The sequence below is a fragment of the Paenibacillus sp. J22R98 genome, from assembly GCF_059383835.1.
On record NZ_JBXENW010000010.1, the window covers coordinates 14,013 to 33,252 of the forward strand.

Annotated in this window: 15 protein-coding genes; 4 read left to right on the forward strand and 11 right to left on the reverse strand. The window is 47.7% G+C overall.

The genetic code is table 11. The features are described 5' to 3' along the window. Nucleotides 1-10: 10 nt before the first annotated feature. The gene (locus AC50Y3_RS24070) at nt 11-466 is read left to right on the forward strand and encodes a hypothetical protein (RefSeq protein ID WP_494821267.1); all 456 of its coding nucleotides are present in this window, start codon (nt 11-13) and stop codon (nt 464-466) included. Here the strand turns inward: AC50Y3_RS24070 and AC50Y3_RS24075 are convergent. From AC50Y3_RS24075 to AC50Y3_RS24085, 3 genes are read right to left on the reverse strand one after another with little or no spacing between them, the layout of a single operon-like run. Further along, nucleotides 450-1,814: an alkaline phosphatase family protein gene (locus tag AC50Y3_RS24075; RefSeq protein WP_494821268.1), complete on the reverse strand. Its 1,365-nt coding sequence runs from the start codon at nt 1,812-1,814 to the stop codon at nt 450-452. The genes AC50Y3_RS24070 and AC50Y3_RS24075 overlap by 17 nt on opposite strands. A gap of 16 nt (nt 1,815-1,830) precedes the next feature. Further along, nucleotides 1,831-2,520 carry a 2-phosphosulfolactate phosphatase gene (locus AC50Y3_RS24080; RefSeq protein WP_494821269.1) on the reverse strand — a complete coding sequence of 230 codons (690 nt, stop codon included), beginning with the start codon at nt 2,518-2,520 and terminating at the stop codon, nt 1,831-1,833. Continuing rightward, a complete protein-coding gene (locus AC50Y3_RS24085; RefSeq protein WP_494821270.1) occupies nt 2,520-3,197 on the reverse strand; it encodes an HAD-IA family hydrolase in 678 nt (225 codons plus the stop codon). The genes AC50Y3_RS24080 and AC50Y3_RS24085 overlap by 1 nt, the downstream gene beginning before the upstream one ends. Nucleotides 3,198-3,447: 250 nt before the next feature. On the opposite strand from AC50Y3_RS24085, the gene AC50Y3_RS24090 reads away from it, so the two are divergent. The 3 genes from AC50Y3_RS24090 to AC50Y3_RS24100 all read left to right on the forward strand — a co-directional run bounded on the left by AC50Y3_RS24090 (nt 3,448) and on the right by AC50Y3_RS24100 (nt 10,906). Next, nucleotides 3,448-4,182 carry a response regulator transcription factor gene (locus AC50Y3_RS24090; protein WP_494821271.1) on the forward strand — a complete coding sequence of 245 codons (735 nt, stop codon included), beginning with the start codon at nt 3,448-3,450 and terminating at the stop codon, nt 4,180-4,182. Further along, entirely contained in the window at nt 4,175-5,971 is a 1,797-nt protein-coding gene (locus AC50Y3_RS24095; protein WP_494821272.1) for a sensor histidine kinase, read from the forward strand. The genes AC50Y3_RS24090 and AC50Y3_RS24095 overlap by 8 nt, the downstream gene beginning before the upstream one ends. A gap of 309 nt (nt 5,972-6,280) precedes the next feature. After that, nucleotides 6,281-10,906, forward strand: a complete 4,626-nt coding sequence (locus AC50Y3_RS24100; protein WP_494821273.1) for an S-layer homology domain-containing protein — start codon at nt 6,281-6,283, stop codon at nt 10,904-10,906. 81 nt (nt 10,907-10,987) lie between these two features. Here the strand turns inward: AC50Y3_RS24100 and AC50Y3_RS24105 are convergent, their stop codons facing one another. From AC50Y3_RS24105 to AC50Y3_RS24140, 8 genes are all read right to left on the reverse strand, one after another. Beyond that, on the reverse strand, nt 10,988-11,728 hold the full coding sequence (locus tag AC50Y3_RS24105; protein WP_494821488.1) for an MgtC/SapB family protein: 741 nt from the start codon (nt 11,726-11,728) through the stop codon (nt 10,988-10,990). Between the two features lie 170 nt (nt 11,729-11,898). After that, nucleotides 11,899-12,780 (reverse strand): protein phosphatase 2C domain-containing protein, encoded by an 882-nt coding sequence (locus AC50Y3_RS24110; RefSeq protein ID WP_494821274.1) that lies wholly within the window; start codon nt 12,778-12,780, stop codon nt 11,899-11,901. Nucleotide 12,781: 1 nt separating this feature from the next. Continuing rightward, complete coding sequence (locus AC50Y3_RS24115) at nt 12,782-13,330, reverse strand: GNAT family N-acetyltransferase (protein WP_494821275.1); 549 nt, start codon at nt 13,328-13,330, stop codon at nt 12,782-12,784. Then, a complete protein-coding gene (locus AC50Y3_RS24120) occupies nt 13,327-14,544 on the reverse strand; it encodes a Gfo/Idh/MocA family oxidoreductase (protein WP_494821276.1) in 1,218 nt (405 codons plus the stop codon). Before AC50Y3_RS24120 ends, AC50Y3_RS24115 begins: the two co-directional genes overlap by 4 nt. A 115-nt stretch (nt 14,545-14,659) precedes the next feature. Beyond that, entirely contained in the window at nt 14,660-16,069 is a 1,410-nt protein-coding gene (locus AC50Y3_RS24125; RefSeq protein ID WP_494821277.1) for an NTP transferase domain-containing protein, read from the reverse strand. A gap of 16 nt (nt 16,070-16,085) precedes the next feature. Continuing rightward, entirely contained in the window at nt 16,086-16,934 is an 849-nt protein-coding gene (locus AC50Y3_RS24130) for a carbohydrate ABC transporter permease (RefSeq protein WP_494821278.1), read from the reverse strand. Nucleotides 16,935-16,967: 33 nt separating this feature from the next. Further along, complete coding sequence (locus AC50Y3_RS24135) at nt 16,968-17,849, reverse strand: carbohydrate ABC transporter permease (RefSeq protein WP_494821279.1); 882 nt, start codon at nt 17,847-17,849, stop codon at nt 16,968-16,970. A gap of 74 nt (nt 17,850-17,923) precedes the next feature. After that, nucleotides 17,924-19,228, reverse strand: a complete 1,305-nt coding sequence (locus AC50Y3_RS24140; RefSeq protein WP_494821280.1) for an ABC transporter substrate-binding protein — start codon at nt 19,226-19,228, stop codon at nt 17,924-17,926. Nucleotides 19,229-19,240 lie beyond the last annotated feature (12 nt).

The following is a 19,240-nucleotide window of genomic DNA, read 5'->3' on the forward strand; positions in this document are numbered from 1 at the left end:
GGTGAGTGCGATGAAGAAAAGATGGGGATTGCTGGTTGTTTGCCTACTGTTCATGGCCATGATTTGTATCGGTTGCTCGCGAGGAGAGCAGTCCACCTCGGAAGAGATCTCGACTGAACCACCTAACGCTTTCGGGGTTGCCGATCAGGTAGAGGTCCCACTTATTAAAGGTTCCTACCAATGGAATAACGCCATCGCAGACGCGCCAACTCCCGACATGCTGGTCCGAGATTCGAAGGTTTATACCGTTAACTCTCATGCGGCTTTAACGATTTCATTTCGTAGCGGACCTGAGCCTAAGGAAACTTGGGCCGGGATTTGGGTCAATCAGAATTTCACGCCATTAACGAAACAAGACGGTGAGTTCCTACTTCCCTCTAAACCCGGCCAATACATTCTCGTCGCAGGCGGAAAATGGCCGGAAGGCGAGTGCAGCTACGCCGCGATTCTTAAGGTCGTTGATTAGTTTCGCGCAGCTCTGGCCGGATCGCTTCGGATAGAATCCTGCCGTCGAAGCCGGCTTCCGCTCGAAGGCCGATTAAATGGCAAACCGTCGGAGCAATATCGACAATGCTGCATGGCTTATCGGAAACATAGCCTTGTTTGAAGCTCCCGCCGACTCCCAAACAAAAAGCATGAACGTCATAGGGACTAGCCGTGCCGTGCGTCGCATGAATTGCGGAGGACGTCAGCGCATAAATCGTACCCGGCACTCCGTATTCATTCGCTGAATGATCCCATTTGGGCTGAACCGCAAGCAGAGGCGCGCGATTGTGGTGAATCGGGCCGAGCAAATGCTGGAGCGGAAGAACATCAGGCAAATCGCAGAGTGAAGACTCTCCGGCGTAAACGGTATCACACCACTTCTGGGCCTGCAGCCATTCAACAAAAGAAATGATTTCCTCCACTGACGGTGCTTGCCCAGCCTCAGCATAAATAGAGTGCCCCGCTGCGACAAACCGAGAATTAAGCCCTAACTCTTCGCATGCCTTCTGAAGATGCTCCTGCAACGATCCCTGTGCTTGAAGTGTCGAATGGCCGTGATCGCTAATCAGAAAGATATCCAACTGATCCATTAAACCTTCTGTCTCCACGGCCTTTAGCACTTCCGATACGCAATGATCGATCAGCTGGAGCGCTTCTTTATTTGCCGGAGACCCAAGCCCGTAATCGTGCTGGCTCGCATCCGGTTCGGATAGCCATAAGACCATCACTTGGTTATCCGGGTTTTGCAATTGATTGTCGATCAAGGCCCGCACCGCCCACAACGCGCGCTCCTTCTTTACGCGGCTTTGCTCTTCCGGAACGGGGCCAAGTCGGTCATGCTGCTGCTCGAGCTCGCGTCGACCATACCAAGAAGACGGATTGATGACCGTTTCAGGATGATTCAAGTTCCACAATAACGAGGCACCAGGCGAGCTGGAGGCGGCTACGGCAAGACATTTGCCCTGTGCATGAAGCCGATCTCCCAAGGTCGGAACCAGAATGAAAGGCTCAAGCATGCTCTCTCGGTAAGTCAGCAGATGCTTATCGTTTCCGGTTTGGACAAATCCGTCTTTCCCAAAGCCGGGGACATATTTCAAATTACCGACTACGCCATGCCTGCCAGGGTAACAGCCGGTCGTAAGCGTTGTCATACTGACCCGCGTTTCCGACGGATAAGCGGCATGAAACGAAGTGAAGAGCGTGCCGCGTTGTATGAGCTCGGCATAGGTGGGCATTAGCTCAAGGTCAATACTATCCGGCCTCAGCCCGTCCGTTCCTATAATCAGTACCCGGCGATTACCTGCATGTCCGTTAACAAGTGATTGCATCTTATCCCACTCCCTATCACACTTTATGAAGCTTCACCAAAGCGTCTCCGTAAGGCACGGCTTTTAACACAAATGAGAACCGATCCAGACTTAAGCACAGATCAAAGTCTTCAGCCGGTGCAGAAGCCTCGCCGCGAACATCAAGGAATTTCCCGGTCTTGCTCTCATGACGTAAATAGTTAACGATGGCATCATAATCGTTCGGCTTCCCTTCCAACGCGTTCTTCACATAATTCGCGAACAGTGTATCTTCATCAGCCTCTTCAAGGGCTTCCCAGCCCATGCACACCAAGGATACGTAATCCGGATTTTTCGCACGGATATAATCGATAATGGCCTGCGCGTTAACGAAACTTCCGGTAATGATTTCTTCGGCATGAATCGCGTTTACGATCCCCTGCGTCCCTGCACTTGTCGTATGCACGACGGTTCTTCCGAGAAAATTAGCAGCTTGAACAGCAGCCGGGGAATTCCCGTAATCAAAGCCCGGCTGAATGACTCCGCCTCTTTCGCCCATCAGAATGAATGCAGGATTCTCTTCCTTGAGCTTATAAGCCATCTCGATGCTGCCGATCGGAACCAAGTTTTCTGCACCGTTATTCATAACATAGCAAGCAACGGAGAAAGCCCGGAAGACATCAATAATGACAGTTAAGCCTTTCGCTTGCCTGGCCCCTTCTACAAACTGATAAATATTGATTTCCATCAGCCGTTCATCTCCTTTCCGCGAACCGCTACGTTTAATCGTGTTTTCAATTCCAGCAAGTCATCCATAATGACGTCTGCTTGTTCAAGCTCGTCTTCTTGAGCAAAGTCAAACCGACAGCCAATCGAAAGCAAGCCATTATTTTGGGCCGCCATAATATCAATAAGCCTGTCACCTACTACCGCAGCATCAGCAATGTTGTACTTGTTCAAAATATGGAATACTAAGTCGGCCTTATTCTCCGATTGTATCTGCCCAATACTGAACGTTTCAGTCACCCATTGGTCCAGCTTGTAATAGCTTACGATCGTATTCAGATACTCCTTATCCCCGTTACTCGCTATATAGATGGAGCATCCCGCCTGTTTCAAGTAATCGAGCACCTCATAGACATGCGGATATAGGGCACCGCTTCCATTAAGAATGTTCTTCTTTAACTGCTCGTGGAAAATATCATTAGCACGCTGCCTGATCACGTCTGAATGCTCCGGCAACAGTGTCTCCCATACAACTTGCAGAGGAACCCCCATAATATCCCTATACTTCTGGGTTGGGGTTTCACCTGACCATTCATGAATAGTCCTCAAATAAGCAAACGTTTCATTTAGAGATAAATCCAAAATCTTATCCGTTTGAAACAACGTCCCATCCATATCGAAAATGATTGCTTCCGTCATATCGCACTCTCCCATTCACGTTCAACTTAACCCACAATTTCAGTTTAGAATAGGTTGGAATGGAGTGATACTACGGACAAGTTGCAATTCCTATCTTTATATGCGCATCTATAATCCGATAATCTATCACCTTTTGTTAAAGCTATCCATAATTGGTCTGTTACTTTGTTAATTCTGTATAACTGACTTTAGATGTTGTATACTTTCTGAGAGTTCGAAGATCCCTGGAAATGGTTCGAGGAGGCATCATATGTACACTTTGATGATTGTGGATGACGAAATTGAAATCCGCACCGGTTTGAAAAATTATTTTCCATGGAATGATATTGGTTACGAAGTAGTATGCGAAGCGGAAAACGGCCGCCAAGCTTTAGAACTTCTTAAAGAGCATCAGGTTGATGTTATTCTTAGCGATATTATGATGCCGGTTATGACGGGGCTTGAGCTGGCCAAAGAGCTGCATGACAACGAGTCTACTATCAAATTGGTATTTCTAAGCGGCTACTCGGACTTTCAATATGCCAAGCAAGCTATGACCTACAGCGTGAAGAACTATCTCGTGAAACCTACCGTCTATAAAGAGCTGGTTGAAGTGTTCCAGGTCTTAAAGTCGGAATTGGATAAAGAACGCATCAAATCCGAGCCGCAGCTTGAAGAAGCAGATCCAAAGCAGGAAAACCGCTATATTGCTGCTATAAAAAAATATATAGACGAGCATTACACAAATGTTAATCTTGAAAGCGCATCCAATCATGTGCACTTGAACCATTCCTACACAAGCAAGCTATTCAAGCAGCAGACAGGCATGACGTTCATGGACTATGTCATACAGGTCAAAATGCAGAAAGCAGCCGAGCTGCTGGCTGACCCGAAGTTCAAAACCTATGAGATCAGCGAAATGCTGGGCTATACAAATCCGCATAATTTTACCCGCTCCTTCAAGCGGATCTACGGCAAAAGCCCGAGGGATTACCGAAATGGATAGAAGTCGGCTTACAACGGCTCATCGTTCCATGCTTGGCCATCTCATCACCTTATTAATTCCCATGCTGGTTCCGTTGCTGATCTTGGGGTCCCTTTCTACTTTTCTTATTAAACTCTATATTCAAGATCAGATTGATGCCAATGATGAAGCCAATTTGTCCCAAACTAAGTCCTATATGGAGCTTTCCTTTCGCGAGATGGATTCCCTCAGCGCGAACTTCTCCGCAAACCCGGGTCTAAGCGTAGCCATGAAAGACATCTTTGACACCGGACAGATCACTGGAAGCAATTTCGATCTGCTTAAGGTTATCCGTAATTTCGTCGATTCAACGGTCTATGCGAATCCTTTCATTTACTCGCTCTATATTTATTTCGATAATGAGGATAAGCGTTTCTTATCCTCGGTTACCGGCTTGAATACCGTGGATAAATTCTATGATCATGAATGGTACTCGCTATATAACAATCATACCAACGAACGCGTGTGGACGGAGAACCGCATCTTGAAAAGGCGTGCCTCCGATGCCGGAACGCGCGTTATCTCGATCTATAATAGGCTGCATCTGAACAATGGCGGCGGCGTTGTCGTCATGAATATTAAAGCCGAATATATCGAATCGCTGCTCCACCAGCTTCCTACGGTCAATGGCCAAAGCATTCTTCTAATGGATAAACAGAACCATACCATTGCCAAAAATTCTGAGCTCAACTACTTGCCATTCGTCGATTATAACGTTCTGAACAGCAATGAATCGTTCTCACGGGATATGGGGATAAATGGCCGCACGTATAAGATTAAAATGCTGACGTCATCACGTTTTGGCTGGAAGTTTGTCTCGATTGTTCCCAAATCCGCACTCTACTCGCTTCCGAGCAAGCTTAGACTGCTGACTGGACTGCTGCTGCTCATTTCCACCTTGATCGGACTGTTTCTCGCTTACTCCTTATCGAAGAGAAAGTACCGCACGCTTCAAATGGTCAATGCCATTCTCCAAGCCGCTGAACGCGGCAAACCGCTGCCGCAAGTGGTTTCAGGCACGAAGAACGATACTTACGGCTATATTACGGAGAATATTGTAAAGAAATTCGTTGAGAACGAGTTTCTCACCGTGCAACTATCTGAGCGCAAATACAAGCTGCAAGTCATGGAGTTTATTGCGCTTCATGCTCAGCTTAACCCGCATTTCTTATACAATACATTGGAAACGATTTACTGGAAGGTTGCCAGCTATACGGGCAAACCGAATGAAGCCAATGAAATGATCGAGAATCTCTCGGGTGTGCTTAGATATTCCTTAGACAGCTCCGTACCCTTCGTTCCGCTGCAAACAGAGGTGAAGTTTACCATGCGTTACGTGGACATTCAGAATATCAGGTACAAAGAGAAATTTGATGTCATCTGGCGCATTGATGAGGCTGTGGCCGACTGCGATGTGATGAAGCTGATTTTGCAGCCGATTATCGAGAACAGCATTTACCACGGCATTCGGATGAAGAATGGAAAAACGACACTCCGGATAAAAGCAGAAATGGCCGGTGATTATTTAAGACTCACCGTAACGGACACCGGTGTTGGGATGGATAAGGCGCGGAAGCGGGAGGTGCTGGCCAAGCTGGATTCCGAGATTGAAGGCGGCCAACACATCGGACTGCACAATACGCATAAACGATTGAAAATTACGTATGGCGATCAATACGGAATATCGATTCTAAGCAAGAAGGACTGGGGAACTTCAATCTGCCTTACGTTCCCGATCCGGAAACAACCTGAGTCAGTATTGAATGAATAGGAATAAGGAGTTCGTCCAAGATATCGTAACGTGAAGAAGGGCAGTCGATTGTCGGCTGCCCTTCTCCTGTCCATCCCGAGTCCTACGAAATAGAGTGCGGAAAGCGATAAATGACACAGAAATGATTGTTTTGATCAAATAACGATAGATAATGACAACTTAGCACGATTGGAAAAAATAAAGCCGTCAATAGATGATTGAATATGCTAAATCATCTTACTAGGAATGAATTCAAGAGTTCGACATAATTGAAAGCGGATTCATAATTGAGGTGTCAGTCAAATAAATCAAAAAGAGGGTGCACGGAGAATGTCGAGAAAACCATCGAGGAAAGCATCGAAGAAAACTTCGCAGGTCATTTCTTCACTCGTAATTGGCAGTATGTTGATCACGAGCACAACAGCTTTGGCAAGTCCTACTACGCCAAGTCCAACTTCGGCAAATTCCACACAAGATGTCTCCACGCATTGGGCAGCTAAGGAGCTGCAAAAATGGATGGACAACGGCTTATTGAAAGGCGATGAACACGGCCAATTAAATCCTAACGAAGCTATCACTCGTGCGGAATTCATTACGATTTTAAATCGCGTCTTCAATCTTCAAAGTACTGCCGGCTCAAAAACCTTTGCTGACGCTAATCCTAGCGATTGGTATTACGAAGAGCTTCAAAAGGCTTCAGCTGCTGGATTATTGATGGGCGACGCCAGTAATAATGCGAATCCCAAAGCAGCAATTACTCGCCAAGAAGCAGCTGTCCTCATTTCGAGAGGCTTCCAAGTTGTTGCCGGAACCGGCAGTTCGAATTTCAGTGATTCTTCCGCAATCGCAGCCTGGGCTGCAGAAGCGGTTTCCTCTCTTTCATCTAAGGGCTATTTGCACGGAAGAGGCAGTAACGACTTTGCGCCTCAAGCTAATATCACGCGAGCCGAATCCTTTGTTATGACGGACCGCGTAATGGGTACGTTGGTTAGAACGCCTGAGGACCTAGCTAACCTTACTTCACCGATCACAGGCAATATTACAATCGCGCTTCCAGGCGCTGTTCTGAAGGATCTTCAAATTAACGGCGATGTCTATGTCATTGATGCTGCGGCATCATCTCCGGTTGTATTCGATCACGTTAAGGTAAACGGCGATCTAAGTGTTGTCTCTGCGAAAAACGTAAACCTGGTGGGATCATCCGTAACAGGTACAACGAATGTAAAAGACACTCGTGCTACTACGTCTCTTAACTTGGATGCCGGCTCTTCTCTTAACAAGCTAGTCCTGAATACAAGCGCGAACGTTTCCGGCGAGGGCAGCATTAAAACCGCGGTCATTAACGCGAACGGAAGCACGATCTCCCAGCAGCCTGACCAAGTTACAGTTGCATCAGGCGTTACATCTACCGTTGCCGGAAAGATGGTAACTGCTGATGGCGATGGAGGGAATACTGGCGGTGGTATCGGTGTAATCCCTGGCGGCGACACTTCCACGCCTGTGGTTTCTAGTATTTCTACTGCAAGCAATGTGAGTATGTACAGCACGCAAGTTACTCGCTTGCAGCCTGAAGGCTTGAATGTGGCTCAGCCGATTAAGTGGACAACCTCTGATCCTTATGTTGCCTATGTGGACACGATCGGCAACAATACCGGCGATTACTCCGGGAAAGTACTTGGCGTTACTACAGGTACAGCCACGATTACAGGTAAACAAGGAGGTATTACGGTTACAGTTACGGTTAACGTAACGAATGACCCTAAACTAGCTACAAACTTAGAAAAAATCGTTTACTATTATAACGCTGGCGATGATCAAATTCCTGACTTCACTGACGCTCCTGCTTTAAACCCTGCAGCTCTTCCTGCTCCTGCGGGAAAAACATGGCCTTCTGCAACTTATGCCGGTTACGTTGAAGGCCAAAACGGCGTGAAATGGATGGTATCGAAAGACACGTTAATCAAATCGACGGATAAAGTGAAATTGGGTTCAAGCTCAACTCCGGTAACTACCGGCATTGTATCCGATGCAGTTACGTTATACGATCCTAGCCTAGCTTCTGCTGACCAAATTCAATACTTGCAAGGTGGCAGATATATTCCACAAACCGGCGAAGGCGGACAAGCGATTAATGCAAAAGAAGTGATCAAAAAAATCATGCCTGACGGTAATAATGGTCTCTGGATCCTAGGCGCAAATGACAATGCAACACACATTGTCAGAAAGCCGATGTCGCTGATGGCTAAATCCTTGGTTCAAGAAGAGATCTCCAGAAACTTTGCGGACCGCTTCGGCTTCCAGTCCGGTTCTGTATCCTTCAGCACACAAGACGATATGCTTAAAGCCATCATGAACGCGGATAAAAGTGCGGGAAGCTTTATCGGGGACACGGATAATGATGGCCTGTGGACGACGATGTACGTTTCCGGCGAAATCTGGAAGTATAACTACATGAAGTCTACTTATGGCGATAACGATGCGAGAACGATCGATGCGAAGGCTTCTGCTACGCGTGCTGTTGAATCTATCGTTACGCTCGGGTACATTTCCGGTATGCAGTTGAAGGTTCCTTCCAAGAATAATGTAAACGACCCTTCCATCTATGCCACATTAGGCGCAAATCCCGAAGATGAAGGAAAGCCAGTCTTTGTAGATGATAATGGCAACTACACGCTCACTGACACAGGTAAGCCTGCTTCTGCCGGATTCTTTGCTAGAAGCTATAAAGTTGCTGGAAAAAACAACGGGGCAACTTCTCCTGACAGCAATCCAGGTGTAAACTCCGCTTGGCTGCAAAAGAAAGCAGGACAAACTACGGATATCAACGGAAAAACGGTATACTACTCCTCTCCAAGCGGAGCATTGAAAGCGTATGACACCGTTTCCGTTCCTTCCAGACTTGTTAAGGTTTATGCCGACCTAAATGGTGGAGCAGAAAATACGGAAAACAACCTGGACAGCAGCAATGTGTATTACAAAGCCACAACTTCAACAGATGAGTTGGTTGGTCATTACTTTGCGCTTGACCTCGCCTATAGTGCTTTCAAAGACAGCGATACTGAGCTTGCCGCACTTATTAAGAATGACATGATCAACCACACGAATACGATTATTTTGAACAACTACTATCAAGTCAGTGTAACGGGCGAAAACCCGGTAGAGTCCCGTTTCAACCCTACCAACGCTGTTGAATACGCTGCTAAAGGCAATGGATTAAATTATCCGTCGGTTCCTACGAAATGGGCGAATATGAATCCAGAGTTCCTTGATGGTGTCTCTAATGCTTGGGGAAGAAATGACTATGAGGATGGCCCGCTAAATGCAGCGCTTGCCCTGCAAATGCTTGTCGTTGCAAAGGATATGGGAACTTATACAGCCGCTGAGAAAGCTGCTCTTACAACTCAAGGCGTAACAGCTACTAACCCTCTTGATTATGCGAATGAATTAAATGTAATGGATGGCGTTGCTCCTACAGCTCCTGCCACTGCACATAACGATTACGAAACAAGATATCCGAAAACGTACTTCTCCACTTCTCTTCTTGATATGGCTCAGCAATACCTCTCGAGATACTTCGGTATTGCCGCTCATAATGGAGATGGAATGGGTCAGAACGGCGTTTCTCATGAAGCTTATATGAACTATTCCGACGAGGAAGAAGATGCACTGGCATTCTATACGCTGGCCCATCATGCCGATGCTTCTAATGCAGAAGGTATTTTGAAAGGATTGAATGAATGGTGGTACAACGAGAAACGCGAGAAAAACCCATTCATGTCCACTTTCTATGCCGCATCTCTTGGTGCATTGAAGAACAAAGGCTTTAACATCGGATCTCCGACTGTTGATCTTGCCGGTTCCACTTGGCAATTGACTCGTATGCCGAACAACTTCATGAACTGGGATGTTCTGGCTGCGAACAGAAACGATGTAACTCATGTTACACCGGATCTCATGGTCGATCAGCTGATCCCTCGTGATGAAGTGATGATGTCGAAATATAACACCAACATCTTCGGCACGATGGATAGAAGAACGATTGATTCCGGCTTCTCCAGATCATTGGAATCCTCAACGGTCATTTCGATGCCGTTCTGGTTAATGATGAACCCTGAAGATTCTGCTTATGTATCTGCTCTGGGACAAGCTGTTACGGCTCCTGTCAACAATGGAACAGAGAGCTTAACTTATCCTACTAATGTGGCAGCGATGAATCCTGCCGCAAACTACGATGCAGCTACGCACACCTTTACCGTTAATGTTGGTGACTCTGTTAAGCTTGATGCAATTGCGACAGGCTATATCAAGAACGTTTCTTGGTTGACAGACGCTTGGAACCAAGCGGGATATGTGGATGGAAAGCCTGCTCAAGTAAATGCTGACCCAAGCAAATTCCAAGTCATTGACCTTAGAACATTAGCCGCTAATGGTGAAGTCGGAAACGTTGATGCTTCCGGTATCAGTGTAGCGGGCGAACATTATGGGGCTTATGCAACAGGTCTCAAACCGGGAACCGTTACGGTTACCGCATACGTAATCGACGGGTTCTTCAGAACTCCGAAGAAAATCACGTATACGATTAATGTGGTTGATCCCAATGAAGACGCGGCACCTATAGCTGCTGCTAATGTTACAGATACTTCCTATTTCCTTCCGGAATGGTTATCTGCAGTATTGGAAAGAGATGACCTAAACGCAGATGGCAACCCGTTTGTAAGTGTTATCTATTCTTCCTCTTCACCTACAGATGGTACAATTGACCCTGTCACAGGTGCAATCACTTATCTGACTGGTAATGCATTCAATATCATCGCAACTGTTGCATATTCCGATACAACAGTGAATGCTGACCCTAGTGCTGATCCTGATGCCTATGATGATTTAGGTGCTAGATTTGAAGAAGATAGCCATGTAATGACATTTGTATGTCCTGTACAAGGCGTACCCACTCCTTAAATCGAACGACAGAATGACTAAAAACCTTAGCCCGGTGATGTACCGGGCTAAGGTTTTTAGTTTTGCTTAGAGCTGCTTGGTTTACTTCTGAAGTTGAGATGGCAGAAGGTGCGCCGGCCGCCCTTTCTTTTGCTTGGGACTCATCTGCTGCGGTGCGTGCATTGAAATAACGCTATCATGGGAGGAGATGATCTCCATGGCTAGAAGCAGTTTCTCTTGATTCGGGTTTTTGAAGCTAAAATGAAGCTCAATCACTTGCCCGGTTTCGCCTCTGCGCTCTATGCTTACATCATGCTTCGTATAGAATTTGTAGATGGATAACCCGCTTCCCTCGAAAGCCCCCACGATGTTTCCCAGAATACCGGCATTCAAGTTTACCTTCACTATGATTTCCTGTACGCGTTTCGCGTGCAGCCAATGCTTCTCCAGCTTGTTTAAGCCGAAGAGGCTTACCAGCACAAACAAAGTCGCTACCACCGAGACGAAGTAAAATCCGGAGCCCACGCACAGACCGATCGCGGCTACCACCCATATAGAAGCGGCGGTCGTCAATCCGCTTACTGAGGATCCATTGCGAAGAATGGCGCCGGCTCCAAGAAAGCCGATGCCGCTAATCACTTGCGCAGCGAGCCGCGCTGGGTCCATTCTAACGTTGCCTTCATTAACGAAATCCGCAAATCCATATATCGACAGCAACATGATGACCGTCGAGCCGATGCATACGAGAATATGCGTCCGAAATCCAGCCGCATGATTACTCCACTCTCTCTCTAGTCCAATCAAACCGCCAAGCCCGGTCGCGCATAGAAGACGCAGTACCATTTCCGTATGTGTGATATGCCAAATGCTCGCCAAGCTAATCCCTACCTTCTTCCTCGATTTTCATACAGCGCTCCAAAAATACAATGCTCGGACGTTCCCAAGCAAAGGGTTCGCCGAGCATGAAGCAAACATTTATGGCAAGTTTTTCTATCGATTCTTGAATATCCGGATTATTTCAGCTCTACAATGACCGCCGACTTATCGTCCGATTTCTTATGACGCGGGTACTTCTCGCACATAGGGTCAAGCTCTTCCTGCTCGACTAATTGCGCCATATAAGCTTCAATTCCCCGCTCATCCAGTTCTCCCAAGAACTTCTCCCATTTCCTCGGGTCCTCATCATTCTCGATAAAATGAAACATGCCGTCGGAAACCGCATAAATCCGACGCACGTTCGCCCGCGAAATATGGCCGTACTCCATAAAGGACGCCAGGAGGGGATCCCCGTTCATAACGGAATACCCTTCCGACGTGTTCGCTTTATTACGGTTAATGATAGCGATAGGCCGCATGCGGTTGCCGATTTCCTCATCCGTCAACGTTCCATATGCTTTCATCTCCTGCAGCGCCATTAAAGATTGGTGATCGAAGCCAGCCACCTGGTTGCGGCTTAAGACACGAATGCTGTCGTCACTGTAGCGCGCGAATAACATGCAATCGCCGCTTTGCACGAATTCAAAATGGTTGTCATGGATCTTCACGACTGCGAACACCGCACCCCACCGCTTCCATTTGACCGAAATATCGACGCCGGCCTCCTCCATTCGCTCCAGCAACCGCAAATTCGCCCTTAGAACCGCTGTTCTCAAATCAAAGTCCGGTGTAGACACGCTTAACTCCCTTGCGAGCAGCTGGGCGGCGATCCATCCCCCCGTATTCCCTTCCTCATCGAAGTAACCGGACATGGAGGATACCCCGTCCACGACGCCGTACGTACGATTCCGTTCATTCCGTACGAGCGTATCTTCATTCGGTTTATCCCATTTGCCCGGTCTTGTAGCAGCCTGGATCGTCAGCGACGGTAATTGGTTGGACGCTATGGTATCGCTCATCTCAATCACTCTCCTCCACGAACGTGAGATTCAGCTTATGATAAACTTGCTTCCATCTTTCTTGCAGTTCTGCCCCTTCATACGCAGGCTGGTATCCTAATTTCAGATAGATATGAATGGCCGACAGTCGAAAGTCGTCTGTTTCAAGTACGGCATGACGCTTACCATCCTCCCGCATCCGGTACAAGGCTGCAAGACTGATGCTGTATCCAAGCCCCAGTCCTGCATACGCGGGATCAACCCCCACCATATGCAAATAACCGCAATCTTCATCGCATTTCGGCTCATGCCAAGCACATGCGGTAGCGACAGGCTTCTCTCGATCGCAGATGAACAATACCCTCTCAGGTTTGAAATAGGCATGCGCTGCGATTTTGCGGCTGAAATCTCGGTTCCAGCCAAAGGATTTCTCTACAATCGATTCCCAGCTCGACTCATCGCCCGGTTCAAAATGCCGAAGATAAAACCCTTCAGGCAATACAAGCGCAGGCAATTCCGATAAGCTCGCTAAGCGCATGCCCAGCTGAGGCAGCTTTCTTTCCTCTTTCATCTGCCCTTCCCTCCATTCCTGCGGAAATCAGGAAAGACAACCGGCTGTCCGTTGTTGGCCTGCGACTGCATGGAGAGCGGAAAGATGCTGCTCCATGTTACCGCATCGTATACATCGACAAGCGGCTTTCTCCGTTCTTGAATCGAAGAGACAAACTCCTCAAGCACGAAGAAATCTCCGCCGCCGTGCCTTGACCCTTGAGCCTGCTGCTCCCAGCGCCGCCAAGTCGGATGATCGAATTCCGGCTGGTACTTTGTCAGTGACTCCCACATCTCTTCCTGCTGCTCGGGCTCTCCATCTGGTTGCATCGAATGCCCTTTGAACCATACCAAATCATCCTCCTGCTCGTGCCGCCGGGAAAGATAAGCGCCCTCCGTACCTTGAACGACATAATGGCGCACGTTATGCGGACGGACAGAGGTCCAATCCACTCGTAATGTGATGAGGACGCCATTCTCTGTCATGATGTTCGTGACGGCTGAGTCCCCCTGCTTCCAATAGCCTGGCTGCGATCCGGGGTGATCCTTCCCAAACCGCTCTTCATAATAAGATTGCAGGGATCGAGAGTTCGAGGTAAAAGTCGCCATGCTCTTCATCCGGTCTCCGCCGTCTTTGTTAAGCCCCAGCCAATGGGAGATCGGACCGATGGAATGGGTCGGATAATTTAGTCCGTTATACCGATGATGAAGATCGCCGCGCCATGTCAACGAGCCGTCCTTGTGATGAACACTAAAGCGCAGATCGTGGATATAAGCCCCCTCTAAGTACGTAATCTCGCCAAACATCTTTTGTTCGGCCATGTATTTGACAGCCAAATTAGAGCGCGCAAAGCAATAATTCTCGGCCATCATATAGGTCAGTCCGGTCTTCTCTACCGTTTCAACAAGCTCCCAAGCGTCATCCAGCGTATGCGCTGCGATGACCTCGCTCAATACATGCTTGCCCGCTTTAAGAGCATCAATGGATTGCCTTGCATGAAGCAGCATTGGACTGGCTAGAAAGACGGCATCGATATTCGGATTTTGCAGCATCTGTTCATAGCTTTGATAAGTTTCGATCCAGGGATAATCTACTTTCCATTGCTTAGTAACCGCATCATTAATATCGCAAATAGCAGCCAGCTGGAGCCGGTCCGAAAGCGCAGCAAGCGCGCTTCTGAACCGCCCCCCTCTATTGCCTCCAACAATGGCTAAACGAAGTGGTTGATTGCTCATAACAGATACCCTCCCAGGTTATTTTCGTATAATGGCGGCATAAAAGAAAAGAGCGCACGCTACAAGATTTTACTCCTGAGCATTCCGCTCTCTTACAAGGTTCCTATTTCTTCCCTTACCAGCCGTACTTCGACGGTCCCCACTCCTTGCGGACGAGGTCCTGTTTCACATAAAGCAGAGTACGGTTAGGCACATCTTCTTCCAGAATGACGCCCGAGCTTACGATACTATAGACTCCGACCTTAACGCCCGGCATGAGAATGGCATTCACGCCCGTTCGAACAAAGTCACCTAAGTAAATGGCATCGCTATGTTCACTAGGTATCTCCTTGCGTCCTTTGATGCGATGGGTCGTTCTGCCATCATCGAATCGCAAGGTTCCGCAAACCGTTGCTGCGCCAAGGTCAGTAGAGGTACCGATAACCCCATAAAACTCCATATAGTGGTACAAGTAGACGGTGTTAAAAATAACGCCTTCCAGCTCCGCACAGTGGTTAATGACGCAGTGGTCGCCAACTGTTGTGCCCTCGGATAAGAAGCAATAGTTCCCAATATAGGTATCATTGCCGACGATATGATTCCCCTTCAGAATGGCACCATTCTCAATGACCGTCCGGTCTCCGACGATGATGTTGCCTTCGATGATGACATTGCGACCGATTTTGCTGCCTGCGCCCAGCTGTACATAACCGTCGATCGATGCACTGGGATCAATAGAGGCACCCTCTGCAAGGACATTAGCCGTAAGCTTCGCACAGGATTTGCGCGCAACAAGCTCATTGGCTAACAGGATATGCCACGGCTTGTCTAAGTCTACAAAATCACCTGTCGTCTCAACGGCCCGTACCGCATAGCCGTCATTCATACTATCCAGGAGCGACATCTCGAGGTGTGCCTCTAACGGAGGCATCATCCCTACCTGAACGCTTGTAAACAAGCCGGAATTGCCGCTGGCATAAGACCAGAATTCCTGGCTGCAGGCGAATGCGCAAAAGCGATGCGTGCAGCCGCCGCGAGGATGTCCCATAATATGCTGGACAAAGCCTTGCTCTAGCTTGCAGCAAATCCAATCCGAGGGGGATTGCTCCTGCAGCGGATTGACAAGCACAGCGGCAATCTCCCGCTTCGAGCGCAGGCCAAACGAAGCCAGCAACCCTCCGATGTCAGCAGGATCTAGCAGCGTGTCTCCGTACAATACGAGGAACTCGGCCGCATCCCCTGCCGCTGCTCTTGCAGCAGACAGCGATAGCGCCGTGCCTTGCCCCTTCTCATCGGCAACCACGATAATTTCAACATCCTCACGTGCACCTGAATGCTGCCCGCTCTCTCGGAAATAATTACGAATCTGCCCGTGCAGCTTGCCGCCGACAATTACGATTCTCGTAAACCCGAGCTCCTTGAGCGACTCCACCTGATGCGCAATAATCGGCTTGGTTGCGACAGGTATCATCGCCTTCGGCCGGATCTCCGCAAAGGGCCACATCTTGGTTCCGGGCCCAGCCGCTAAAATAATCGCTGTTTTCATACTGCGTTATGCTCCCTTATTTTAAGGATCCTTCCGTCAATCCGCTTACGATATGTTTATGGAAGAAGATATAAATCATAATCATCGGGATGGTAATGATCGTAAGTGCCGAGAACAACAATTTATAATCCGTCAAATGCTTGCTTGAAAAGGCAAGCAAGCCTACAGGAATTGTCTTTAGACTGTCACTTTGAACATACAGCAAAGCAAGCAGCAGCTCATTCCATGCATTCAACGAAGAGAAGATAGCAACTGTCGCCAAACTTGGAATGAGCAGCGGCATAATAACACTCGCAAACATGCGTAAATCCGTACATCCGTCGATTCTTGCCGCTTCCATCATTTCTTTCGGGATCGAATCGAGATACGCTTTAAGCAAGAAAATCGCCAGCGGAAGTCCCATCCCGACATAAGGCAGAATTAGTGCATAATACGTATTTTTAATATGCATATGATCAAAAAGATAGTTCTGCGCAATAAAGAACGACTGCAGCGGCATGAACAACCCAAACACAAATAACAGCAGCATGAATTTGCTTCCCATAAATTTCAGCTTGCTGAAAGCAAACGACGCTAAGCTTGCAAACAGTAAGATAAAAGCGACTGTCAGCGAGGTCACGATCACGCTGTTAAGCACATAGGTGTTCATGCCGCCGATTTTCCAAGCCTCCGACCAGTTATGAAAATCGATTTTGTTCGGAAGCGAGAATGGCTTGTTGAAAATCTCGCTATTTCCGCGGAATGAAGAAAATAGCATCCAAATCATTGGATAGAAGTAAATCAGTGAGAACAAGCTCATGAATACATAAAAAGCCATTCGATAACCAAGATTGCTGCCACTTTTGCGCACTGTGTATGTTTCCATGCCTAAGCCCCTCTTTCATTCCGTCGACTGCAATTAATACTCCAGCTTTTCATTCTCATTGCGCTTTAACATGTTCAATAGTAAACCGACGCCAACGACAACAAGCGTCATGATAACAGCCAAAGCAGAACCGTAGCCGATGCTCCCGTTGGTAAACACGACCTTAACCAAATACGTGGTTACAATTTCGGTAGCGTTGTACGGGCCGCCATTGGTCATAACATAGAATAGGTCAAACCCTTGGAAACCGCCAAGAATACATAGGGTAAGCGCAACTTCCACCAAATTTTTAATCATTGGAATTTTGATTTTGAAGAAGATGTCTCTCTCCGTCGCGCCGTCCAGATAAGCAGATTCATAAATATCGTTTGGAATACGCTGGATGCCTGCATAAAAAATCGTCATGTAGAATCCGGCATAGGACCATCCGGAAACGATACAGAGCGCATATAACGCGGTGTGCGGATTGCCCAGCCATACCTGTGTCCAGCTATCCAGACCTACTAATTTCAATATGGCATTCAATAAACCGAAGTCCGAATTATATACAAACCTCCACATAAAGGAGGTAACCAGCATTGGCAGCATAACCGGAGTAAAGAACGCAACACGGAACAGGCCCGAACCCTTTAATTTCACGGTAATTAGCCCCGCCAGCAAAAGACCGGCAAACACTTCAAGAAAGATCGTCAGCACGATATAGATGAGAATATGCCAGTAAGACACAAGGTAAATATGGTCGTGAAATGCCCGAATATAATTGTCGATGCCGATGAATTTCATGGCTCCGAAGCCGTTCCAGTCATAGAAGCTGAAGATGAACGTCATTACAATCGGAAGCAGGATGGTAAAGGAGAATAAGAGTACTGCCGGCCCAGTGAACAAATAGGGTGTTATGCGAAATTTTTTTTGCACTACTTCCTGACCTCCTGGTGTCTGAAATGAATAAGCCGGCGACTTGCTACAGGCGCCGGCTTACAGGGCAAGCTTTATTTTTTGAGAGGAGCAATTTTGGCATCCAATTTGGCCAGTGCTGCTTCCGGTGTGCTCACGCCGCCGAGAACTTCAGCTGTAGCGGAGTTGAGTGCATCTGCAACTTCCAAGTTGTAGCCGGTATCGGGAGGAGATACGACTGACTTTGTATTGTCCATCATAGCTTTAAGTTTCAAGATTGTAGGGTTCGTCTCTGGTTCCGATCCCGGCGCAATCATGGATGAGCCGGCTTTGCTCAGCATCGTAACCACTTCAGGCGATTCAAACAGTTTCAAATAATCGACAGCGGCTTGAATATGTTTGGAATTCTTGTTGACGACATAGCCTTCCAAAACGCCGATTACGCTTCCTTGGTCACCCTTACCGTCAGTCATCGTCGGCATATTGAAGTAGTCGTAATCCATATCCGGCGCATGATCTTTAGCTCCGGAAACAAACCATCCGCCTGATGGATACATGGCAGCTTTTCCGTTGAAGAACAATGCTGCGCCTTCATCATCGTTAATACCGTTAACGCTGTCGTTAATGTATTGTTTATCCCAAATTTCTTTCATGTAGCTCATGGCCTTAGCGAATTCAGGCGTGTTAAACGGAGCCTTCATTTCCATCGCGTCAGCATAAGCCTGTTCTCCCACGACCCGGGAGATCAAATGGGCGTTCCAGTTGCCAGCCGTCCACAAATCCTTGTTGCCCGTCGTAATCGGCGTGTAATTAGCGGCTTTAAGCTTCGCGCAATCGGCCATAAACTCGTCCCATGTAGCAGGAGGCTGCGTTATTCCTACTTCGCTGAAGATTTTTTTGTTGTACCACATCACGTTCGTAACTTGGGCATCCGTCGGAATCATATATTTCTTGCCGTCGAACACCATGCCAACGAAATTGCCTTCTGTAAACTTTCCTTTTAGGCCGTCTTCTTCCAAATAACTCGATAGGTCTGCTGCAAATCCATCATGTACTCTCGTCTTCAGCCTGTCGCCGGCCCATTCAAAATAAATGTCCGGTGCATTCTCGCCATTTAGCAAGCTAGGCAGCCCCATCGTTTGATACAATTGAGGATCTTGCAGAACGAATTCAACCGTAACGTTCGGATGCGCCTTCTCATACATGTCCTTCACTTGATTCCATACCTTGAGCATGTCATCGCCCGGAGAGCCGTCAGCGAGTCGAATCGTGAACTTCTCGTCGCTGTTGCCTGCTTTTGTATCGGCAGCTGTATTCGTGTCTGAATTCGATGTTCCGGAGCACCCTGTAAGTGCTGCAATGGATGTCATAAGCGTGAGTCCAATAATTGCTTTTTTCATTTTATAAACCCC